This window comes from Sphingomonas sp. NFR15 (assembly GCF_900103265.1).
Taxonomy (GTDB): Bacteria; Pseudomonadota; Alphaproteobacteria; order Sphingomonadales; family Sphingomonadaceae; genus Sphingomonas; species Sphingomonas pollutisoli.
The window spans coordinates 167,197-186,754 of sequence record NZ_FMWX01000002.1; the positions used below are offsets into that span (position 1 = coordinate 167,197).

The following is a 19,558-nucleotide window of genomic DNA, read 5'->3' on the forward strand; positions in this document are numbered from 1 at the left end:
AACGGGGCATGACGCTTCAAGACGTTGACGACGGCTCCAACACCGAAAACGCGCCGTAATTCCCCTGGAAGAACAACAGCGGCGCGCTCGGCGCCTCCACCTCCAGCGCGATGACGCGGCCGAGCACGATATAATGGTCGCCCGCCTCATGAACCGCGTCGAGATTGCAGTCGATCCACGCCACCACCCCGTCGAGGATCGGCGAGCCGTTGGCGGAGGCGCGGTGCGAGATGCCGGCGAACTTGTCCGCACCGCGCGTCGAGAATTGTCGGCACAGCGCCTCCTGATCGGCGGCGAGCACGTTGACGCAGAATTTGCCGACCTTCTCGATCCGCGGCCAGCTCGACGAGCGGCGGTCGGGGAAGAACGCCACCAGCGGCGGATCGAGCGACACCGAGGTGAACGAGCCGACCACCATGCCGGTCGGCGTGCCATCCGCCTCGGCGGCGGTGACGACGCAGACACCGGTGGGGTAATGGCCCAGCACGCGGCGGAACGTCGCGTTATCGAAACTCGTGCTCACCGGCGACTCCCCGCATAATCCCGGCGCAACGCATGCGGATTCCGCGCGCGGCAATCAACCCCGCCTAGCTGCGATTGGGGCCGGCCTAGAATCATTCGCTTGCCGCGCGGCGCCGCGCGCCGTCTTGGGGGCACTCACCCTCGATCATCCGGACATGCCCGTGCAATCGCTGACCCATCTGCAACGCCTCGAATCCGAAGCGATCCACATCCTGCGCGAAGTGGTCGCGGAAGCCGACAAGCCGGTGATGCTCTATTCGGTCGGCAAGGACTCGGCGGTGATGCTGCATCTCGCCAAGAAGGCTTTTTACCCCGCGCCGCCGCCCTTCCCGCTGCTTCACGTCGATACGACCTGGAAGTTCCGCGACATGTACGCGCTGCGCGACAAGGCGGCCGCCGATGCCGGCATGGAACTGCTCGTCTATCAGAACCCCGAGGCGCGCGAGAAGGGCATTAACCCGTTCGACCACGGCCCCTTGCACACCGATATGTGGAAGACCGAGGGGCTGAAGCAGGCGCTCGACCTCTACGGGTTCGATGCGGCGTTCGGTGGCGCGCGGCGCGACGAGGAGAAGAGCCGCGCCAAGGAACGCATCTTCTCGTTCCGCACCGCCTCGCACCGCTGGGACCCCAAGGCGCAGCGCCCCGAGCTCTGGCACCTCTACAACGCGCGCAAGGCCAAGGGCGAAAGCATGCGCGTGTTCCCGATCTCGAACTGGACCGAGCTCGACATCTGGCAGTACATCCAGTTCGAAAACATCGAGATCGTGCCGCTCTATTTCGCCGCGCCGCGCCCGACCGTCGAGCGCGACGGCATGCTGCTGATGGTCGACGATGATCGTTTCCGGCTGAACCCCGGCGAGGTGCCGGTGGAGCGCTCGATCCGCTTTCGCACGCTCGGCTGCTATCCGCTGACCGGCGCGGTCGAGAGCGAGGCCAAGACGCTGCCGGAGGTGATCCAGGAAATGCTCCTCACCACCACCAGCGAACGCCAGGGCCGCGCGATCGACAAGGACGGCGGCGACGCGAGCATGGAGAAGAAGAAGCAGGAGGGGTATTTTTGATACGCGACCCCGCCCCATCCCCGTTCGTGCTGAGCCCTTCGGCTGGCTGGCAAGCCAGCCGCTCAGGACAGGCTTCGGCCCAAGAGGCCGAAGTCGAAGCACGTGCCCCAAACGCCGCTGCCCGTGGCACGTCCTTCGACTTCGCTCAGGACGAACGGGCTGGTGATGTTCCCGCTTCTCACGGGCAGACGAAATGACCGACACCCAAGACCCGATCTACCAGACCGACACCCTGATCGCCGAGGATATCGACGCGTATCTCGATGCGCATCAGCATAAGACGATGCTGCGTTTCATCACCTGCGGCTCGGTCGATGACGGCAAATCGACGCTGATCGGGCGGCTGCTCTACGATTCGAAGATGATCTTCGAGGATCAGCTCGCCGCGCTCGAGGCGGACAGCAAGCGCGTCGGCACGCAGGGCGGCGAGATCGACTTCGCGCTGCTGGTCGACGGCCTCGCCGCCGAGCGCGAGCAGGGCATCACCATCGACGTCGCGTACCGCTTCTTCGCGACCGACAAGCGCAAGTTCATCGTCGCCGACACGCCGGGCCACGAACAATATACCCGCAACATGGTGACCGGCGCCTCGACCGCCGACCTCGCGGTGATCCTGATCGACGCGCGCAAAGGCGTGCTCGTCCAGACGCGGCGGCATTCGTACCTCGCCCACCTGATCGGCATCCGCAATATCGTGCTCGCGGTGAACAAGATGGATCTGGTCGGCTACGACCAGAGCGTGTTCGACGGAATCGTCGCCGACTACACCGCCTTCGCCACCTCGATCGGCATCGAAAGCTTCGTCGCGATGCCGATCTCGGGCTTCAAGGGCGACAACATCACCACGCGCAGCGCCAATACGCCCTGGTACACCGGGCCAACGCTGATGGAACATCTCGAAACCGTCGCGGTCGATGCCACGCTCGACGCGCAGAAGCCGTTCCGCATGCCGGTGCAATGGGTCAACCGCCCCAACCTCGATTTCCGCGGCTTCGCCGGGCTGATCGCGAGCGGCGCGATCCGACCGGGTGACGCGGTCCGCGTGCTGCCCTCGGGCAAGACGTCGACCGTCAAGGCCATCGTCACGCTGGACGGCGATCTTGACGAGGCGATCGCCGGCCAGTCGGTCACGCTCACGCTCGCCGACGAGGTCGATTGCTCGCGCGGCGACGTGATCGCCGCCGCCGACGCCCCGCCGCAGGTCGCCGACCAGTTCGAGGCGACGATCGTGTGGATGGACGAGGCCGAGATGCTGCCGGGCCGCCCCTATTGGCTCAAGATCGGCACGCAGACCGTCTCGGCTACACTCCAGCAGCCGAAATATCAGGTCAACGTCAACACGATGGAGCATCTCGCCGCGAAGACGCTCGATCTCAACGCGATCGGCGTCGCCAACCTCGCCACCGACCGGCCGATCGCGTTCGAACCCTATGCGCAGAACCGCGACCTCGGCGGCTTCATCCTGATCGACAAGATGACCAACGCCACCGTCGCGGCGGGGATGATCCACTTCAGCCTGCGCCGCGCCGACAATATCCACTGGCAGGCGGTCGACGTCAGCCGCGCCGCGCACGCCAGCCAGAAGTGGCAGGAGCCGCGCGTGGTGTGGCTGACCGGGCTGTCGGGGTCGGGCAAGTCGACGATCGCCAATATCGTCGAGAAGAAGCTGTACGCGCGCGGCAAGCACAGCTTCCTGCTCGACGGCGACAATGTCCGCCACGGGCTCAACAAGGATCTCGGCTTCACCGATGCCGACCGCGTCGAGAACATCCGCCGCGTCGGCGAAGTCGCCAAGCTGATGACCGACGCCGGGCTGATCGTCATTACCGCGTTCATCTCGCCGTTCCGCGCCGAGCGCGACATGGTGCGGCAGATGCTGCCCGCCGGCGAGTTCATCGAGGTGCATATCGACACCCCGCTCGCCGAGGCGGAGGCGCGCGACGTCAAGGGCCTCTACAAGAAGGCACGCGCCGGTCAGCTCAAGAATTTCACCGGCATCGACAGCCCCTATGAGCCGCCGCTCAACCCCGAAATCCGCATCGACACGACCAAGCTCAGCGCCGATCAGGCGGCGGACGTGATCGTCGAGGCGATCGTCGGCATCTGGAGCCATGACCTGTGAGCCTGACCGACGCCGACCTCGCCGCGCACCTCGCCGAGACCGCCGGCACGCTGCTGCGCGCGGTGCGGGGCTCGGGCGTGTTGTCGCCCAAGGCGCTCGGGCTCGCCGGTGACCAGACCGCCAACCAGTTCCTCGTCCACGCGCTGCGCGACGCGCGGCCCGAGGACGGGCTGCTCTCCGAAGAGATGAAGTGCGACGGCACCCGGCTCGGCATGCGCCGCGTGTGGATCGTCGATCCGGTCGATGGCACGCGCGAATATGGCGAGGCACGCGCCGACTGGGCGGTGCATGTCGCGCTCGCGATCGACGGCGTCGCCAGCATCGGCGCGGTCGCGCTGCCCGACGCCGGGCTGGTGCTGCGCAGTGATCGCCCCGCTCCGGTGCCGCCCCCGCCCGCGCAGTTGCGCATGGTCGTCAGCCGTACCCGTCCCGCGCCCGAGGCGATCGCGGTCGCGGGCAAGCTCGGCGCCGAGCTGGTGCCGATGGGATCGGCGGGCGCCAAGGCGATGGCGGTGGTGCTCGGGCAGGCCGACATCTACCTCCATTCGGGCGGGCAATACGAGTGGGACAGCGCCGCCCCGGTCGCGGTCGCGACCGCCTACGGGCTGCACTGCTCTCGGATCGACGGTTCGCCGCTGCGCTACAACAACGCCGACGTGTATATGCCCGATCTGCTGATCGCGCGTCCCGCGCATGCCGAAATGGTGCTCAAGCTGCTCAACACGTAATCCTCCCCGCTTCGCGGCGAGGGGGGACCATTTTGCCTCTTCGGCAAAATGGTGGAGGCGGGCTTCCACATAGGGTACGCTTGTGGAAGCCCCCTCCGTCGCGCTCCGCGCGCCACCTCCCGTGCCGGGAGGATAAGGAAAGGATATCTCATGCCGACCGCACGCTGGAACGGCGCGATCATCGCGCAATCGGACGATACCGTCGTCGTCGAGGGCAATCATTATTTCCCCGCCGACTCGGTCGATCCCGCCCTGCTGGAAGACAGCGCCACCCACACGATCTGCCCGTGGAAAGGCACCGCCAGCTACAAGACGATCGTCGTCGGCGGCGCGCGCAATCCCGATGCGGCCTGGTATTATCCCGATCCCAAGGCGGCCGCCGCCGAGATCAAGGGGCGGTTCGCGTTCTGGAAGGGCGTGACGGTCGCCTGACACCCGCTGGCGCGCACACGCGAGCGCGGGTATGGAGCGCGCATGTCCACGACCTTCACGATCGACACCGCGACCAGCCGCGCCAATCCCACGCCGGCGCCGATGAAGCGGCTCACCGTGCCCGCGATCCGCAAGCGCAAGGGTGCGAATGGGAGTGGCGAGCCGCTGGTGATGCTCACCGCCTATACGGTGCGGATGGCGCAACTGCTCGATCCGCATTGCGACATCCTGCTGGTCGGCGACAGTCTCGGCCAGGTGATCTACGGCCTGCCTTCGACGCTGCCGGTCACGCTCGACATGATGTGCGCGCATGGCGCCGCGGTGGTGCGCGGCAGCTACCATTCGGTCGTCGTCATCGACATGCCGTTCGGCAGCTACGAGGCGAGCCCTGAAGCCGCCTTCGCCTCGGCGGCGCGGATCATGAGCGAGACCGGCGCGGCGGCGGTCAAGCTCGAGGGCGGCGTCGCGATGGCGCCGACCGTCGCCTTTCTGTCCGAACGCGGCATCCCGGTGATGGGGCATGTCGGCCTGACGCCACAGGCGGTCAACGCGCTCGGCGGTTACGGCGCGCGCGGCCGCAGCGAGGCCGAGCACGCCAAGATCCTCGCCGACGCGCGCGCGATCGCCGATGCCGGCGCGTTCGCGATCGTCGCCGAGGGTATCCTCGAGCCGCTCGCCCGCACGATAACCGCCGAGGTGGCATGCCCGGTGATCGGCATCGGCGCCTCGGCGCAGTGCGACGGGCAGGTGCTCGTCACCGAGGATATGCTCGGGCTATTCGAGCGCACGCCGCGCTTCGTCAAGACGTTCGACGACATGGCTGGCCGCATTTCCGCCGCGGTTGAGACCTATGCGCGCGATGTCCGGTCGCGCACGTTCCCGGGCGTGGACCAGACGTATCTGCCGAAGGACTGAGCCACTTCCCCTTGCTATCGCGGACCGCTAAGGTCCGCGCCTTCCCCGCCCGATTGGAGTTATGCGTTGGCTGTCCCGCCGAATACCGATGCCGCTTTCCTGCGCGAAGTCGATGAGGAGCTGCGCCGCGACCAGCTCGCTGGCGCGTGGCAACGTTACGGGCGGATCGCGATCGTCGCGATCGTCGCCGCGCTGGTCGCGTTCGGCGGCTATCTGCTGTGGCGCAGCCACCAGCAGTCCGAAGCGGGCGCCAAGGCCGAGACATTGCAGAAGGTGTATGACGGCATCGCCGCCAAGGATGCCGCCGCCGCCAAGCCGCTGCCCGATCTCGCCAAGGCGAGCGAGCCCGGCTACCGCGCGCTCGCGCAGTTCACCCAGGCCGATCTGCTGCTTCAGAAGAACGATCTGCCCGGCGCCGCCAAGCTGTTCGCGGCCATCGCCGCAGACAGCGGCGTCGGCCAGCCGTTCCGCGATCTCGCGCTGATCCGCCAGACCAGCGCCGAGTTCGACACGCTCAAGCCCGACGTGGTCGTCTCGCGGCTGCGCGATCTCGCCAAGCCGACCAACCCGTGGTTCGGCAGCGCGGCGGAGCTGGTCGCGATCGCCTATCTGCGCATGAACAAGCCCGATCTGGCCGGGCCGCTCTTCGCGCAGATCGCGCGCAATGAGGATGTACCCGGCACGATCCGCCAGCGCGCCGTGCAGATGACGGGCGCGCTCGGTGTGGATGCCGTCGATCAGGCTGAGGACAAGAAGGCGAAATGAAGACGAGGATATTCCTGGCCGCGACGGCATCGGCTGCACTCGCGCTCAGCGGCTGCGCCGCGCTGAAGGGCTCCGGCCGCCACAAGACGCCGACGCTCGGCGAGCGGATTCCGATCCTCGCCTCCGAAAGCGCCGCCGACGCCGACAAGACCATCGCCGACGTCCAGGTGCTGCTGCCCGAGGCGACCGCAAACGACACCTGGGCACAGCCCGGCGGCAGCGCCGCCAAGTCGCTCGGCCAGCTCGCGCTCGGCACGTCGCTGGCGCGGCAATGGACCGCGCAGATCGACGGCGGCTCGAACCGCCAGCGGCTCGGCTCGGCGCCGATCGTCGCCGACGGCAAGCTGTTCGCGGTCGATGTCGATGCGACGATCCACGCCTTCGACGCGGCGAGCGGCGCCAAGATCTGGACCGCAGACATCGCCAAGGGATCGGAAAAGAAGAACCGCTCCGCCCGCTTCGGCGGCGGCGCGAGCTTCGACGACGGCAAGATCTTCGCGACCGACGGCCTCGGCGATGTCGTCGCGTTCGATGCGAAGGACGGCAAGGAACTGTGGCGCGTCAAGCCCGGCGGCCCCTTGCGCAACGCGCCGACCGTCGCGCTCGGGCAGGTCTATGTGCTGAGCCAGGACAACCAGCTTTTCGCGCTTTCGCAGGCGGACGGCTCGATCGTCTGGTCGGGTTCGGGCTCGCTGGAGACGCAGGGCGTGTTCGGCGTGGCCGCACCGGCGGTCGCGCAGGGTACCGTGGTCGCGGGCTTCTCCTCGGGCGAATTGACCGCCTACCGCTATGAAAACGGCCGCACGCTCTGGCAGGATGCGCTGTCGCGCTCGAGCATCTCGACCTCGGTGTCCTCGCTCGCCGATATCGACGCCGATCCCGTGATCGATCGCGGCACCGTGTTCGCGGTCGGCCAGGGCGGCCGCACCGTCGCGATCGAGATCGCCTCCGGCCAGCGCCAGTGGGAGCAGAATTTCGCGGGCATTTCGACGCCGTGGGTCGCGGGCGAGTGGCTGTTCCTGGTCACCGACGACGCGCGGCTGGTCTGCCTCGCGCGCGGCACCGGCAAGGTGCGCTGGATCGCGCAGCTCCAGCATTACAAGAGCGACAAGATCGTCCCCGACGATGCGCCCAAGAAGAAAAAGAAGAAGAAGGAAAAGCACAAGAACCCGATCACCTGGTACGGCCCCGTGCTGGCCGGCGGGCGTCTGGTGCTCACCAATTCGCTCGGCCAGATCGTCTCGGCCGCGCCCGAGACCGGCAAGGTGCTCGCGACGATCAACGCCAAGCAGGGCTTCACCCTGCCGCCGATCGTCGCGAAATCGACGCTCTACGTGCTCGATCAAAAGGGGCATGTGACCGCGTACAAGTGAGCGGCCCCAACACACCGTTCGTGCCGAGCGAAGTCGCGGGACACGCGAGCGCCTCCCACAAGCCGTTCGTGTCGAGCGAAGTCGAGACACCTGCTTTGGGCTGATCCCCCGACTACGATCGGGACGAACGGGGTAGCGGACAAGCATACCGGCACGGGGGTGACGAAACCGCGCGCGTGCCGTAAGGGAGCGGGATGCCCAATCTCCCCGTGGTCGCGATCATCGGCCGGCCCAATGTCGGCAAATCGACTCTGTTCAACCGCCTCGTCGGCAAGAAGCTCGCGCTCGTCGACGATCGCCCCGGCGTCACGCGTGATCGCCGCGAGGGCGATGCGACGCTGATCGGGCTCGATTTCCGCGTCATCGACACCGCCGGCTATGAGGATCAGGACGCCGCCTCGCTGCCCGGCCGGATGCGCCAGCAGACCGAGGCGGCGGTCGCCCAGGCCGATGTCGCGTTGTTCCTGATCGACGCACGCGCCGGCATCGTCCCGCTCGACGAGGAAATCGCGCGATGGCTGCGCGGATCGACCACGCCGATCGTGCTCGTCGCCAACAAGGCCGAGGGCCGCGCGGGCGAAGCGGGCATCATCGAGGCGCTCGCGCTCGGCTTCGGCGACCCGGTGCAGCTTTCCGCCGAGCACGGCGAAGGCATGGGCGAATTGTTCGAGGCGTTGCTGCCGCACCTCGAACGCGACGAGGAAGCGCCCCTCGAAGAGCCCGAGGATGAGGAATTTTACGAACAAGGCCCGCTCAAGCTCGCCATCATCGGCCGGCCCAACGCGGGCAAGTCGACGCTCATCAACAAGATGCTCGGCGAGGACCGGCTCATCACCGGCCCGGAAGCGGGCATCACGCGCGATTCGATCGCGATCGACTGGACGTGGGAAGGCCGCCCGGTCCGCCTGATCGACACCGCCGGCATGCGCAAGAAGGCGCTGGTTCAGGACAAGCTCGAGAAGCTCTCGGTCGCCGACGCGCTCCACGCGATCGACTTCGCCGAAGTGGTCGTACTGCTGCTCGACGCCACGCGTGGGCTGGAGGCGCAGGATCTGCGGATCGCCGATGTGGCGTTGCAGGAAGGCCGCGCGCTGATCGTCGCGATCAACAAATGGGACGTCGCGGAAAACGCCAGCAGCCTGTTCAACGGCATCCGCAGCGCGCTCGAAGAGGGGCTCAGCCAGGTCAAGGGCCTGCCGGTGCTCACCGTCTCGGCGGCGACCGGCAAGGGCATCGACACGCTCATCAAGGTTGCGTTCGAAACGCGTGAGGCGTGGTCGCGCCGTGTCGGCACGGGCGAACTCAACCGCTGGTTCGAAAAGGCGGTCGACGCCAATCCCCCGCCCGCCCCCGGCGGCAAGCGGATCAAATTGCGCTATCTCACCCAGGCCAAGACGCGTCCGCCCGGCTTCGTACTGTTCGGTACGCGCGTCGATCAACTGCCGATGAGCTACCAGCGCTATCTCATCAACGGCATACGGCGCGATCTGGGCTTCGGCGCGGTGCCGGTGCGGTTGACGTTACGCGCGCCGAAGAACCCGTTCGATCGTTAGGAAACCGTCGCTCCGGCGCGGGCCGGGGCCGCTGGGTGTTGCGCGACCCGGGTGCCCGGCACGCACCGGCCTGGACCTGCGTCGGGGCGACGGCATCGTGGATATCGCGCCGGGCGGGCGGCTGAGGCGACGCGTGGCGCCTCAGCTTCGCAGCCGCTCGATCGCCTGCGCCAGCGCCACATAGAGCTTGCCCATGTCCGACGACAGCAATGTCACGCCCAGCGGCGAGCCATCGCGTTGCGCGAGAATCGCGCGCAGCATAGCTTCGAAATCGTGGATGTAGCGGTTGACGTGGTCGCGGAAGCGATCGTCATCGTCGTACAGCCGGGCGATTTCACGCGCCTCGCCGCCGTCGAGCAGCCGCACCGCGCGGCGCGTGAACACGCCGCGATCGCCGCGCAGATAGGCGGCCCAGGCGCTGTCGGCGACTTCGGTCGAAAAGGTCTTGGCGATGTCGATCGAGGCCGAATTGAGCGCTTCGATCAACAGCGAGACACGGCGCGCGAAACTTTCCTCCTCGGCCTTCTCGCGCTCGTTGCGCGCCTGTTCGACGCGCGTCTCGACGATCGCGCTCGCCGCGCTTATCGTGGCGATCTGCTCGGCGATCCGCGCGGCGACGCCTTCGGCGACACGCGCCGCCTCTTCCGCCGCCTCGCCGATCGCGGTGAGGTTGAGGTCGAGCGAGGAGGTCGCCGCGCGCTGCATCGCGTCCGCGCTCGCGGCTTCCAGCGCGGCGGCGGCCTCCGGGATCACGCTGGCGAGCGTCTCGCGCGCGCTCGCGGCGGCCGCGCTGGCGGTATCGCGCACGCGCAGCAACGCATCGACGAGGCGCGGCGCGGCATCCTCCGCGAACCGGTTGGCCTGTCCGATCGTCGCCTCGACCGAGGCGCCAAGCTCCGCCGCCTTGCCGGTACTCTCGGCGAGCGTCGCGCGCAGCGTGCCCGCGAGCGTCTCCGCCTGGTCGCGCTGGCCCGAGATGACGAAGGCGACCGATTCGATCGCGTCATGCGTGTCTTCGGCGGCGGTGACGAGCGCGGCCAACTCGGGCCGGGCGTCGCCGACCAGACGGCGGCTCGCGCCGATCCGCTCGTCGAGCCGCGCGAGCGCGGCGGGAACCGTCTCGTCGATCTCGCGCGTCGCCGAATCGAGCGCGACCAGCAGCCGCTCGGTCGTTCCGATCGTCGTCGTGGCGATCTCGTCGCCGGCGCGGATCGTTTCGGACATGCCCTGGGCCGAGGCGCGCAACGCCTCGATCGACACGGCGAGTTCGCGCGCGCGCGCGGCCTGACGGTCATGGAAGCCGTCGAACTCGGCGGAGAGATGATCGGCACCGGCGCCGAGCGTCTCGACCATGTCGGTGGTGGCGTCGCGCTGCGCCGCCAGCCGCGCGGCGATCCGGTCGATCACGGTCTCGATGTCGGCGATGCGTGCGGCGAGCGCCTCCGCGCTATGCTTGGCGGCATGGTCGAGCGCAGCCTGATGCGTGCCGAGCATCGCCAGCATCGCCTCGCCCTGCGCGCTGATCCCCTTGCGCGCCTCGTCGACCGCGCCGGCGGTGCGATCGAGCAGGCCGTCGACCGATGCCGACATCTCCGCGCTCACCTGTTCGAGCCGCGCCGCCGCCGATTCGCTGGTCGCCTTCATCCGCATCAGATTCGCGGCGAGCTTCTGCGCGGCACCGCCCGCGACCTGATCCGCCTCGCGCCCGCGCGCGGCGAGCGCGGCGAGCTGCGCGTCGAGCGCGGTCGCGCTCTCGCTCGCCACGATCGCGGTGTGCTTGAGCTGCTCGGTCAGCGACGCCGTCTCCTCGCCCGCGCGCGGCAGCATCGCGATCAGCGTCTCGAGCTTGGCGCAGGCATCCGCCGAGAGCGCGGCGAGCGACTTGGCGTTGGCATCGGCCCGCGCGATCTCGGCGGCGATGCCGCTGCCGATGCCGCCGAGCCGCGCGGTCGCGGTCTCGCCCAGCATGGTCAGGGTCGCGGCCTGCTCGGCGAGCCGTTCGCGATTGTCCTCGATCGTGCGCGACAGCGCCGCCACCGTGGTTTCGAGCGACGCCGCCTCGGCACGCATCGCGCGCGCGGTGCCGGCGAAGCGATTCGCCTCGGCGCGGCTGGTGCGCAACGCGAGCAACAACCCGATGCCGATCAGCGCGGGCGGCACGCACAGGGCGGCGATGAAGACCGCCAGCTCCATCGGCGGCGTCTCCGCGAGGCGGTTCCAGCTCAGCGCGAGCATCGCGCCGATCCAACCGACCGACACCACCGCGCCGAGCACCGGCAGCACCCGGCCCGATCGTGGTTCCGGCGCCTCGTCGAAATCGAGCAAGTCTTGCGGCGTGTCCGTCAGCGGCTCTTTGATATGCTCTCCGCCTCCGGCGCGGTCGCCGGCCGAAAAATCGCCCGCGCTCGGGCGAAGATCAATGATGCGAGAACCCCCGTTCATTTGCCCGTGTTTACCATGATTCACGCACCGGGGAAGCGAATTGCGAAACCTTGCCTTAACGTTCGTCGTGATATTCGCTCCATTATGGCTTATGATCCCGGAGCAATCGATGCGACCCTGGCGGCGGCGGTGGGCGACGAGCCCGAGCTGATCGCGGAGCTGCGCGGCGCCTTCCTCGACAGCGCCAACCGCGCGCTCGACCAGCTCGAAGCGGCACACCGGGCGCAGGAATGGCGGCTGGCGGCAAGCCGGCTCAAGGGTCTCGCCGCCAGCTTCGGCGCGGTCCGGCTGATGGCGGTGGCGAACGAAGCCGCCGAGGCTCAGCCGCTCGACATGGCGATCGTGCGCCGGCTGCGCCGCGCGGTGGAGCGGCTCTAACCCCCTCCGTTTGTCCCGGGCGCAGGTGCATTCGGCCCCGCTCGACATGGGCGGCGCGCCCATGTTTCCGCATCACCTTTGCCTTTGCCGGCAACACCGCCTAATGGCCCCCCGATGCTGGCGGGCCTGATTTTTGCGACGGAAGATGCCGAGGATCGTGCGGGGACGCTGGCGGAGACGCTTCCGTTCGGTGGACTGACACTCATCGAATTCCAGGCGCGGCTGCTGATCGCGGCCGGCGCGACCCAGATCGTGCTCGCGGTCGCGCGCATGACGCCGGGGCTGCTCGGCGCGATCAGCCGGATCGGGCGGCGCGGGGTCACCGTCGATGCGGTGCGCACCGCGGCCGAGGCGGTCGAGACGCTCCATCCGCTCGCGCGCGTCGCGGTGGTCGCGGACGGCGTGGTCACGACCGGGGACACGGTGGCGCTGCTCGCCGCCGAACGGGGCGACACCTTGCTCGTCGCCGACGACGGCGACGACCGGTTCGAGCGGATCGGCGTTTCGACCGCATGGGCCGGCCTCGCGCTGATCGAGGTCGCGCGGATCAAGGATGTCGCGGCGATGCCGCACGATTATGATTTCCAGTCGACCTTGCTGCGCATCGTCGCGCAATCGGGCGCGCGCCAGATCCGCCTGCCGAAGAGCGCGGAATCGACCCACGGCATCGAGCGCGATTCGCAGGCGCTGGCACGCTGGGGCAACGCGATCGTCGCGACGCTGATGGCACGGCCCGAGCGGTGGGCCGATCGCTATGCCACCGCCCTGCCCGCGCGCCTGTCGCTGCCGCCGCTGCTCGCGCGCGGCGCGCCGAGCTGGGCGTTCAGCCTGGGCGCCGCTGTCGCCGGGCTGGGCGGATTGGCCGCGATCCTGTCGGGCTGGCTCGCGATCGGCCTCGTCGTGCTGCTCGCGGCGATGCTGCTCGCGACGATCGGCCACACGCTCGCCTGGTTGCGCGACGAGGCGTTGCCCGCGCGCCTGCTCGCGGTCGCCGCGCCCGGCATGGCGGCGGCGAGCCTGCTCGCGGTCGGCGGCGCCACGCATTTGGCGCTCGGCTGGGCGCTGGCGCTCGGCGCGGTCATCGCCGGCGGACTGGTCGAGCGGATCGCGCTCGCCGCCTGGCCGCACCGTTGGTGGTCGAGCCTCACCGCCGCGCCGATCGTGATGCTGCCGTTCGCGCTGTTCGGCTATCCGCTGGTCGCGCTCGGCGCCGCCGGCCTATATGCCACAGCGACGCTTGCCGCCGCGATTGAGACGCTGATCGAAAAGCCTTAAGTCCGTCTTAACGATGCCCGGTTAAGCGTGCTGGCATGTCGATCAGCGATCGCGATCCGAATCCCGGCGGAAGGGCCGCCGCCCCCACGCTGCTGGCGCGCGCGGCGGCGGCGGATTTGCGCGCCGACCGGCGGCTCACCACCGCGATCGACGATATTTTCCTCGGCGACGACGGCCGACTCGACGATCGCGCGCGCGCCGCGCTCGCCACCACGCTCGAATCGGTGCTCGGCGCGATAGAGGCCGCGATTCGCATGCATGCCGCGCGCCTGCTCACCGCGCTCGCACAGCCGCGGCTCGCCGAACTGATCGCCGATGGCGTGTCCGCGCTCGATCGGCTGCGCGCGGCCGGGCTGCTGCGTGACCCGGAGCTGATGCACGAGCTGATCGGCCGCGTGCGCCAGGGCCTGATCGCCGACGCGCTGCCGATCGAACCGCCGGGCCGTGCCGACCAGCCGAGCCTGCTCGCCCGCCTGTCGCGCCATGCCGATCAGCGCGTCGCGCGCGCCGCCGTCGCGCTGCTCGCCGCGGAGGGGCATCGCAAGGCGCCGATCCTCGTCGGCGCGGCGCCGCGGGGCGATCTGCCGGCGCCGATCCACCGCCGGCTGGCATGGTGGATCGCCGCCGCGCTGCGCGCGCGCCCCGCCTCGGGCGACATCGACGCGCTCGACCGCGCGCTCGCCGAAGCGGCTCGGCACAGCATCGCCGCCTATGACGAGAACGATCGCCTCGAAGCGGTCGCGACTCGCCTCGCCGCCGCGCTCGACGCGGGCGCGGAAGAGCTCGCCGCGCTGCTTGGCGATGCGCTGGCCGACCAGCGGCTGTCGCTGTTCATCGCCCTGCTCGGCCATGCGCTGGGCCTCGCTTATGCCGATGTGCGCGATCTGGTGCTCGAGCCCGATGGCGAGCGGCTGTGGCTGGTGCTGCGCGCGCTGGAGCTGGACCGCGCGGCGATCGCGGCGATCGGGGTGGCGCTGTGCGAGGCCGATCCGCGCCGCGACATCGAACGTTTCGCCGAGACGCTCGACACGATCGCCGCGATCGAGCCCGAGCGCGCGCGCGCGGCCGTCGCCCCCCTCACGCTCCCGCCCGAATATCGCGCCGCGATGGTCGCGGTCGCGCGGGGGACATGGGCATGAACGCGCACGATCCGGTGCCGCCGCTGGTGCGCGGCCTCGTCGATCCCGATGGGCGATTGGTCGAGGCCGACCAGCGGCTCGAGGATCTCAACGCGCGCGCGGGCGGCGCGATCGGCGAACCCATGGCGGTGCCGCAACTGGCGCGGCTCGCGCGGCTCGCGCAGCGGCTCGGCATTCTCGTCTCGCGCGGCGTCGTCGCGGCGGACGGCGCGGACGATCTCGATTTGTGGGTGCGCGCCGAGCCGGGCGCGGCGGGCGTGTCGCTCGCCATCACCGGCTGGCGCGGCCGCCCCGCCTGGACCGCGCCCGATGCCAGCATCGAGGCCGACCACGCATCGCTCGCCACCGACGCGGACTGGCGCTGGGAGACCGATGCGGCGTTGCGGCTGACCTTCCTCACCCCCGATGTCGGCACGCGCCACGGCTTCGATGCCGATTCGCTGTTGGGGCAGCCGCTTACCGCCCTGTTCGTGCTCGGCGAGGACGAGAGCGGTGGCTTCCCGATCCTCGGCGGGCTGGCGATGCGCGAGCGGTTCGAGGATCAACCCGCGCGGCTGCGCGCGACGGGCGAGCCGCTGCGCCTCGCCGCCGCCCCGCGCAGCAACATGCGCGGCGAGTTCGTCGGTTTCATCGGCGCGGCGGCGGTCGATCGCCCGCAGGCCGCGCGGACGATCGACGATGCCGGCGGCGCGTTCGCCGCGAGGCTCGACACCGCGTTGCGCGCGCCGCTCGGACGGATCATCGCCAACGCCGACAGCATCAACGCCCGCTCGGACGGGCCGCTGCGGCAGGATTATGTCGATTACGCCGCCGATATCGCCAGCGCCGCGCGGCATCTGATCGGGCTGGTCGACGATCTGGTCGATTTGCAGGCGATCGAGCGGCCCGACTTCCAGGTCGCGATCGAGACGATCGACCTCGCCGATCTCGCGCGCCGCGCCGCCGGGCTGCTCGCGGTGCGCGCCGCCGATGCGAAGGTGCGGATCGACAAGCCCGCACTCGGCGAGGCCCTGCCCGCGCGCGGCGAGTTCCGCCGCGTGTTGCAGATCCTCGTCAACCTGATCGGCAATGCCGTGCGCTATTCGCCCGAAGGCGGCGTCATCTGGGTGCGGGCCGAGCGCGACGGCGCGGCGGCGGCGATCATCGTCGCCGATCAGGGCAAGGGCATCGCCGAGGCGGATCAGGCGCGGATCTTCGAGAAGTTCGAACGCGTCGATCCGCGCGAACCCGGCGGCAGCGGCCTCGGCCTGTATATCGCGCGGCGGCTGGCGCGCGCGATGGACGGCGAGATCACGCTCGACAGCGCCCCCGGGCACGGCGCCCGATTCGTCCTGACCCTGCCAGCAGCTTGATCCTCCCCGTCCCGGCAGGGATCACCCCAGCGCGGCCGCCGCGTAAACCTCGGGCTTGAACCCCGCCAGCAGCATGTCGCCGCTTTCCAGGACCGGCCGTTTGATCATCGACGGCTGCGCGATCATCAGGTCGATCGCCTTGTCGCGGGTGAGATCGGCCTTGTCCGCCTCGGGCAGTTTGCGGAACGTCGTGCCAGCGCGATTGAGCAGCGCCTCCCAGCCGAGCGTGTCGCTCCACCGCTCCAGCGTCGCCCGGTCGATCCCCGCCTTCTTGTAATCATGGAACGCATACGCCACGCCATGCGCGTCGAGCCAGCTCCACGCCTTCTTCATCGTGTCGCAATTGCGGATACCGTAGAGCGTCGTCATCGTACCTCATCACCCCCGAGAAAGCGCCCGAACACCACGATCGGCTGCCGCTCCAGCCCCAGCGCCTCATAGAAACCGAGCGCGGTCGCATTGCCCTCGCGCACCATCAACTGCACCTTCGGCACACCGCGCGCGGCGAGCCACGCCTGCGCCGCCGCCATCAGTGCGCGCCCCAGTCCGCTCCGCCGCCGCTCGGGCGCGACGGCGAGATAATAGATCCAGCCGCGATGCCCGTCGAACCCGACCATCACGCTGCCGATGGCGTCAGTGCCGTCGCGCGCCACCAGCACCGTCGAGGTCGCGGTGGCGAGCGCGAGCGCGAAATCGGCATCGGGGTCGTTCCACGGCCGCGTCAGCCCGCACGCGCGCCACAGCGCGACCACCGCGGCCGCGTCGCTGGCGCTCGCCTCCGCGATCATGCGATGCCCCGCAAGTGCAGCTTGTAGCCGATGTGGCTACGCTCCCAGCCGAGCCGCTCGTAGAAACGGTGCGCGTCGATGCGGTCGCGCTGCGTGGTGAGCTGCACCATCCCGCATCCCGCCGCGCGGCACTGCTCGACCGCCCAGTGCACCAGCTCGGCGCCCAGCCCCTGCCCGCGCAGGTCGCTCGCGATCCGCACCGCCTCCAGATGGCCGCGCGACGCACCTTTGCGCGAAAGGCCGGGCAGCACCGCGATCTGCACCGTGCCGACCACGCGCCCCTCGAACTCGGCCACCACCAGCCGCATCTTCGGGTTCGCGGTGATCGCCGCGAACGCCGCGAGATAGCCCGGATCGAGCGGCAGGCTGGCGTCCTCGCGCGCGGCCCCCTTGATATCGTCGGCGAGCATCGCAACGATCGCGGGCAGATCGTCGCGCGTCGCGTCGCGCATGTGCAATCGGGCCATCCGATCCTTCCGGCAAAGCGCGGCTGATAGCATAGCTGTAAGAAGACGAAAGTCCGTCGCCCCGGCGAAGGCCGGGGCCGGCTTGTTGTTTTGCGAGCCGGCTGACCCACACCCAACGGCCCCGGCCTCCGCCGGGGCGACGATCACCCGATCCGCGCCAGCGTCGCCGCGTCCCGCGTACCGTGATACCAACGATCGAGCGCCGCGCCGAACACCGCCCCACCGCCCGCCGCCTCGAACAGCGTCAGCGAGGAGCGCAATTTCACCGCGTCGACCGGTCCGAACACCGCCTCGGGCGCGCTCGGCGGCAGATCCTGCAGCGCCGCGGTGATCTCGCGCAGCCGCGCGCCCAGCACGGGATGCGCCAGATACGCCCGCGCCTCGTCGAGCGACTGGATCGCGTAGCGCCGCGCCATCGCGCTCGATCCCAGCCCGGCGATCTGCGGGAAGATGAACCACATCCAATGGCTGCGCTTGGCGCCGCGCCGCATCTCGGCGAGCGCGGTCGCATAGCTGTCGGCCTGCGCCTCCAGGAAGCGCTCGAGATCGAACGAGTCGCTCATTCGGCGAGCAAGCTGTGAATCTGCGACACCACCGCCGCGCCTTCACCCACCGCCGCGGCGACGCGCTTGGTCGATCCGGCGCGCACGTCGCCGATCGCGAACACGCCGGGCAGGCTGGTCTGGAGCGGCAGCGCCGATCCGCCGGTGACGATGAAGCCCTTGTCGTCGGTCTCCACACACCCGTCGAGCCAGTCGGCATTGGGGTCCGCGCCGATGAACAGGAACAGGTGGCGCAAGGCGCAGCGCTTGACCGCGCCGGTCGCCTTGTCTTGGAACAGCGCGGCGGTCAGCCCGGTCGCGCGGTCCCCTTCCAGCCCGATCACTTCGGAGCCGACATGGATCGTCACGTTGGGCAGCGCCGCGATCCGCTCAATGAGGTAGCGCGACATCGTCTCGCGCAGGTCGCGCCGCACGACCAGATCGAGATGATCGACCTTGCCGGCCAGGAACACCACCGCCTGCCCCGCCGAATTGCCGCCGCCGACCAGCGCGATCCGCTCGCCCTCGCACAATTTCGCCTCGATCGGTGAGGCCCAATAGGAAACGCCGTCGCCGTCGAACGTGGCGAGATTGTCGATCGCCGGCTTGCGATAGCGCGCGCCGCTCGCGACGATCACCGATCGCGCCTGGATCGTCCCCCCGCCCGCCAGCACCAGCGCGAGCGGATCGCCCGAGGCTTGGCGCTTGGTGCAGTCGAGCCGCTCCACCGCGAGCGGCACCGCCACCTCGGCGCCGAACTTGAGCGCCTGGCTGAACGCGCGCCCGGCCAGCGCACGCCCCGAAATGCCGGTCGGGAAGCCGAGATAATTCTCGATTCTGGACGACGCGCCCGCCTGCCCGCCAGTCGCGCGTTCGTCGAGCACCACCACCGACAGCCCCTCGGACGCGGCATAGACCGCCGCCGCCAGCCCCGCCGGCCCCGCCCCGACGATCGCGACGTCGTACAGCTTCTCGGGATCGAGCTTGGGGGTCATGCCTAGGCACGCCGCCGCCTCGGTGTCGCTCGGGCGCTTCAGGATCGTGCCGTTCGGGCACACCATCAGCGGCAATTCCTCGGGCAGCACGCCGATCCGCTCGATCAGCGCATGGCCCTCCGCATCGGTCTCGGCGTCGAGCACGAGGTTGGGATAGCCGTTGCGCGTCAGGAATCCCTGCAACCGCACGATATCGGCGCTGCCTGGCACGCCGATCAGGATCGATCCGGCCCCGCCTTCCTCGATCAGACCGACCCGGCGCAGGATCAGCGCGCGCATCACGATCTCGCCGAGATCGGCCGATCCGACCATCAGCGCGCGCAAATGCGCCGCGTCGAACGGCAGGGCGGTGCAGCCGTCGGCGCCCGCCACCCCGGCGGCGATCGTCGGCCGCCCGGAAAGCTGCGAGACCTCGCCGCTGAACTGGCCGGCGTGATGGACGGTGATGCCCGCTTCCCGGTTGAGCCCGTCGCGCCGCGTCACGTCGATCGTGCCGTCCAGCACCAGCCACGCCGGCGCGCCGACGTCGCCGATCTCGTACAGCGCCTCGCCCGGCGCGAAATGCCGCGCCGGCCCGCTCGCGAAGCGGCGCGCGACCTCGATCTGCCCCGCGTCGAGGGTCGGAAACATCTGGTGGCTGCGCGTGTCGAGCGTGCTCATGCGCCGAGTATCGGCGATCTGGCGGGCACCGCGCAAGCCGATACCT

19 protein-coding genes are annotated in these 19,558 nt (G+C 69.6%); 12 read left to right on the forward strand and 7 right to left on the reverse strand.

All coding sequences use genetic code 11. The features are described 5' to 3' along the window. Positions 1–16: 16 nt before the first annotated feature. The gene (locus BLS81_RS06160) at positions 17–523 is read right to left on the reverse strand and encodes a flavin reductase family protein (RefSeq protein WP_093222162.1); all 507 of its coding nucleotides are present in this window, start codon (positions 521–523) and stop codon (positions 17–19) included. 154 nt (positions 524–677) lie between these two features. Between BLS81_RS06160 and cysD the strand changes: the two genes are divergently transcribed. The 8 genes from cysD to der all read left to right on the forward strand — a co-directional run bounded on the left by cysD (position 678) and on the right by der (position 9,474). Continuing rightward, entirely contained in the window at positions 678–1,586 is a 909-nt protein-coding gene (cysD, locus tag BLS81_RS06165) for a sulfate adenylyltransferase subunit CysD (RefSeq protein ID WP_093222165.1), read from the forward strand. 193 nt (positions 1,587–1,779) lie between these two features. Next, positions 1,780–3,708, forward strand: a complete 1,929-nt coding sequence (gene cysN / locus BLS81_RS06170) for a sulfate adenylyltransferase subunit CysN (protein ID WP_093222166.1) — start codon at positions 1,780–1,782, stop codon at positions 3,706–3,708. 2 nt (positions 3,709–3,710) lie between these two features. Continuing rightward, positions 3,711–4,436 carry a 3'(2'),5'-bisphosphate nucleotidase CysQ gene (locus BLS81_RS06175; RefSeq protein WP_371128256.1) on the forward strand — a complete coding sequence of 242 codons (726 nt, stop codon included), beginning with the start codon at positions 3,711–3,713 and terminating at the stop codon, positions 4,434–4,436. Between the two features lie 150 nt (positions 4,437–4,586). Next, a complete protein-coding gene (locus tag BLS81_RS06180; RefSeq protein ID WP_093222173.1) occupies positions 4,587–4,868 on the forward strand; it encodes a DUF427 domain-containing protein in 282 nt (93 codons plus the stop codon). Positions 4,869–4,910: 42 nt separating this feature from the next. After that, entirely contained in the window at positions 4,911–5,783 is an 873-nt protein-coding gene (gene panB / locus BLS81_RS06185) for a 3-methyl-2-oxobutanoate hydroxymethyltransferase (RefSeq protein ID WP_093222176.1), read from the forward strand. A gap of 66 nt (positions 5,784–5,849) precedes the next feature. Then, positions 5,850–6,548, forward strand: coding sequence for a tetratricopeptide repeat protein (locus BLS81_RS06190; RefSeq protein ID WP_093222179.1), 699 nt, complete (start codon positions 5,850–5,852; stop codon positions 6,546–6,548). After that, positions 6,545–7,921, forward strand: a complete 1,377-nt coding sequence (locus tag BLS81_RS06195) for an outer membrane protein assembly factor BamB family protein (protein WP_093222183.1) — start codon at positions 6,545–6,547, stop codon at positions 7,919–7,921. Before BLS81_RS06190 ends, BLS81_RS06195 begins: the two co-directional genes overlap by 4 nt. Before the next feature lie 194 nt (positions 7,922–8,115). Further along, on the forward strand, positions 8,116–9,474 hold the full coding sequence (gene der, locus BLS81_RS06200; RefSeq protein ID WP_093222187.1) for a ribosome biogenesis GTPase Der: 1,359 nt from the start codon (positions 8,116–8,118) through the stop codon (positions 9,472–9,474). A 141-nt stretch (positions 9,475–9,615) separates the two neighbouring features. Here the strand turns inward: der and BLS81_RS06205 are convergent, their stop codons facing one another. Continuing rightward, positions 9,616–11,916 (reverse strand): coiled-coil domain-containing protein, encoded by a 2,301-nt coding sequence (locus BLS81_RS06205; protein WP_093222190.1) that lies wholly within the window; start codon positions 11,914–11,916, stop codon positions 9,616–9,618. An 84-nt stretch (positions 11,917–12,000) separates the two neighbouring features. Here BLS81_RS06205 and BLS81_RS06210 point away from each other — a divergent pair, with 84 nt between their 5' ends. From BLS81_RS06210 to BLS81_RS06225, 4 genes are all read left to right on the forward strand, one after another. Continuing rightward, positions 12,001–12,294 (forward strand): Hpt domain-containing protein, encoded by a 294-nt coding sequence (locus BLS81_RS06210; protein WP_093222194.1) that lies wholly within the window; start codon positions 12,001–12,003, stop codon positions 12,292–12,294. A 114-nt stretch (positions 12,295–12,408) separates the two neighbouring features. Then, a complete protein-coding gene (locus BLS81_RS06215) occupies positions 12,409–13,569 on the forward strand; it encodes a hypothetical protein (RefSeq protein ID WP_093222197.1) in 1,161 nt (386 codons plus the stop codon). Positions 13,570–13,604: 35 nt separating this feature from the next. After that, positions 13,605–14,708: a DUF2336 domain-containing protein gene (locus tag BLS81_RS06220; RefSeq protein ID WP_093222201.1), complete on the forward strand. Its 1,104-nt coding sequence runs from the start codon at positions 13,605–13,607 to the stop codon at positions 14,706–14,708. Further along, on the forward strand, positions 14,705–16,060 hold the full coding sequence (locus BLS81_RS06225) for a sensor histidine kinase (RefSeq protein WP_093222942.1): 1,356 nt from the start codon (positions 14,705–14,707) through the stop codon (positions 16,058–16,060). The genes BLS81_RS06220 and BLS81_RS06225 overlap by 4 nt, the downstream gene beginning before the upstream one ends. Positions 16,061–16,081: 21 nt before the next feature. Here the strand turns inward: BLS81_RS06225 and BLS81_RS06230 are convergent, their stop codons facing one another. The 5 genes from BLS81_RS06230 to BLS81_RS06250 all read right to left on the reverse strand — a co-directional run bounded on the left by BLS81_RS06230 (position 16,082) and on the right by BLS81_RS06250 (position 19,512). Next, positions 16,082–16,429, reverse strand: coding sequence for an ArsC family reductase (locus BLS81_RS06230; RefSeq protein WP_093222203.1), 348 nt, complete (start codon positions 16,427–16,429; stop codon positions 16,082–16,084). Further along, positions 16,426–16,848, reverse strand: coding sequence for a GNAT family acetyltransferase (locus BLS81_RS06235; RefSeq protein ID WP_093222206.1), 423 nt, complete (start codon positions 16,846–16,848; stop codon positions 16,426–16,428). Before BLS81_RS06235 ends, BLS81_RS06230 begins: the two co-directional genes overlap by 4 nt. Beyond that, a complete protein-coding gene (locus tag BLS81_RS06240) occupies positions 16,845–17,315 on the reverse strand; it encodes a GNAT family N-acetyltransferase (protein ID WP_093222208.1) in 471 nt (156 codons plus the stop codon). The genes BLS81_RS06235 and BLS81_RS06240 overlap by 4 nt, the downstream gene beginning before the upstream one ends. 143 nt (positions 17,316–17,458) lie before the next feature. Continuing rightward, entirely contained in the window at positions 17,459–17,878 is a 420-nt protein-coding gene (locus tag BLS81_RS06245) for a DUF1810 domain-containing protein (RefSeq protein WP_093222212.1), read from the reverse strand. Next, on the reverse strand, positions 17,875–19,512 hold the full coding sequence (locus BLS81_RS06250) for an FAD-dependent oxidoreductase (protein ID WP_093222214.1): 1,638 nt from the start codon (positions 19,510–19,512) through the stop codon (positions 17,875–17,877). The genes BLS81_RS06245 and BLS81_RS06250 overlap by 4 nt, the downstream gene beginning before the upstream one ends. Positions 19,513–19,558 lie beyond the last annotated feature (46 nt).

Excerpts from the sequence above, each read along its gene's own strand:
- cysD (WP_093222165.1), top strand. The coding sequence starts at position 678 with ATGCCCGTGCAATCGCTGACCCATCTGCAACGCCTCGAATCCGAAGCG.
- cysN (WP_093222166.1), top strand. The coding sequence starts at position 1,780 with ATGACCGACACCCAAGACCCGATCTACCAGACCGACACCCTGATCGCC.
- BLS81_RS06180 (WP_093222173.1), top strand. The coding sequence starts at position 4,587 with ATGCCGACCGCACGCTGGAACGGCGCGATCATCGCGCAATCGGACGAT.
- panB (WP_093222176.1), top strand. The coding sequence starts at position 4,911 with ATGTCCACGACCTTCACGATCGACACCGCGACCAGCCGCGCCAATCCC.
- BLS81_RS06195 (WP_093222183.1), top strand. The coding sequence starts at position 6,545 with ATGAAGACGAGGATATTCCTGGCCGCGACGGCATCGGCTGCACTCGCG.
- der (WP_093222187.1), top strand. The coding sequence starts at position 8,116 with ATGCCCAATCTCCCCGTGGTCGCGATCATCGGCCGGCCCAATGTCGGC.
- BLS81_RS06205 (WP_093222190.1), bottom strand. The coding sequence starts at position 11,916 with ATGAACGGGGGTTCTCGCATCATTGATCTTCGCCCGAGCGCGGGCGAT.
- BLS81_RS06210 (WP_093222194.1), top strand. The coding sequence starts at position 12,001 with ATGGCTTATGATCCCGGAGCAATCGATGCGACCCTGGCGGCGGCGGTG.
- BLS81_RS06215 (WP_093222197.1), top strand. The coding sequence starts at position 12,409 with ATGCTGGCGGGCCTGATTTTTGCGACGGAAGATGCCGAGGATCGTGCG.
- BLS81_RS06220 (WP_093222201.1), top strand. The coding sequence starts at position 13,605 with ATGTCGATCAGCGATCGCGATCCGAATCCCGGCGGAAGGGCCGCCGCC.
- BLS81_RS06225 (WP_093222942.1), top strand. The coding sequence starts at position 14,705 with ATGAACGCGCACGATCCGGTGCCGCCGCTGGTGCGCGGCCTCGTCGAT.
- BLS81_RS06230 (WP_093222203.1), bottom strand. The coding sequence starts at position 16,429 with ATGACGACGCTCTACGGTATCCGCAATTGCGACACGATGAAGAAGGCG.
- BLS81_RS06235 (WP_093222206.1), bottom strand. The coding sequence starts at position 16,848 with ATGATCGCGGAGGCGAGCGCCAGCGACGCGGCCGCGGTGGTCGCGCTG.
- BLS81_RS06240 (WP_093222208.1), bottom strand. The coding sequence starts at position 17,315 with ATGGCCCGATTGCACATGCGCGACGCGACGCGCGACGATCTGCCCGCG.
- BLS81_RS06245 (WP_093222212.1), bottom strand. The coding sequence starts at position 17,878 with ATGAGCGACTCGTTCGATCTCGAGCGCTTCCTGGAGGCGCAGGCCGAC.
- BLS81_RS06250 (WP_093222214.1), bottom strand. The coding sequence starts at position 19,512 with ATGAGCACGCTCGACACGCGCAGCCACCAGATGTTTCCGACCCTCGAC.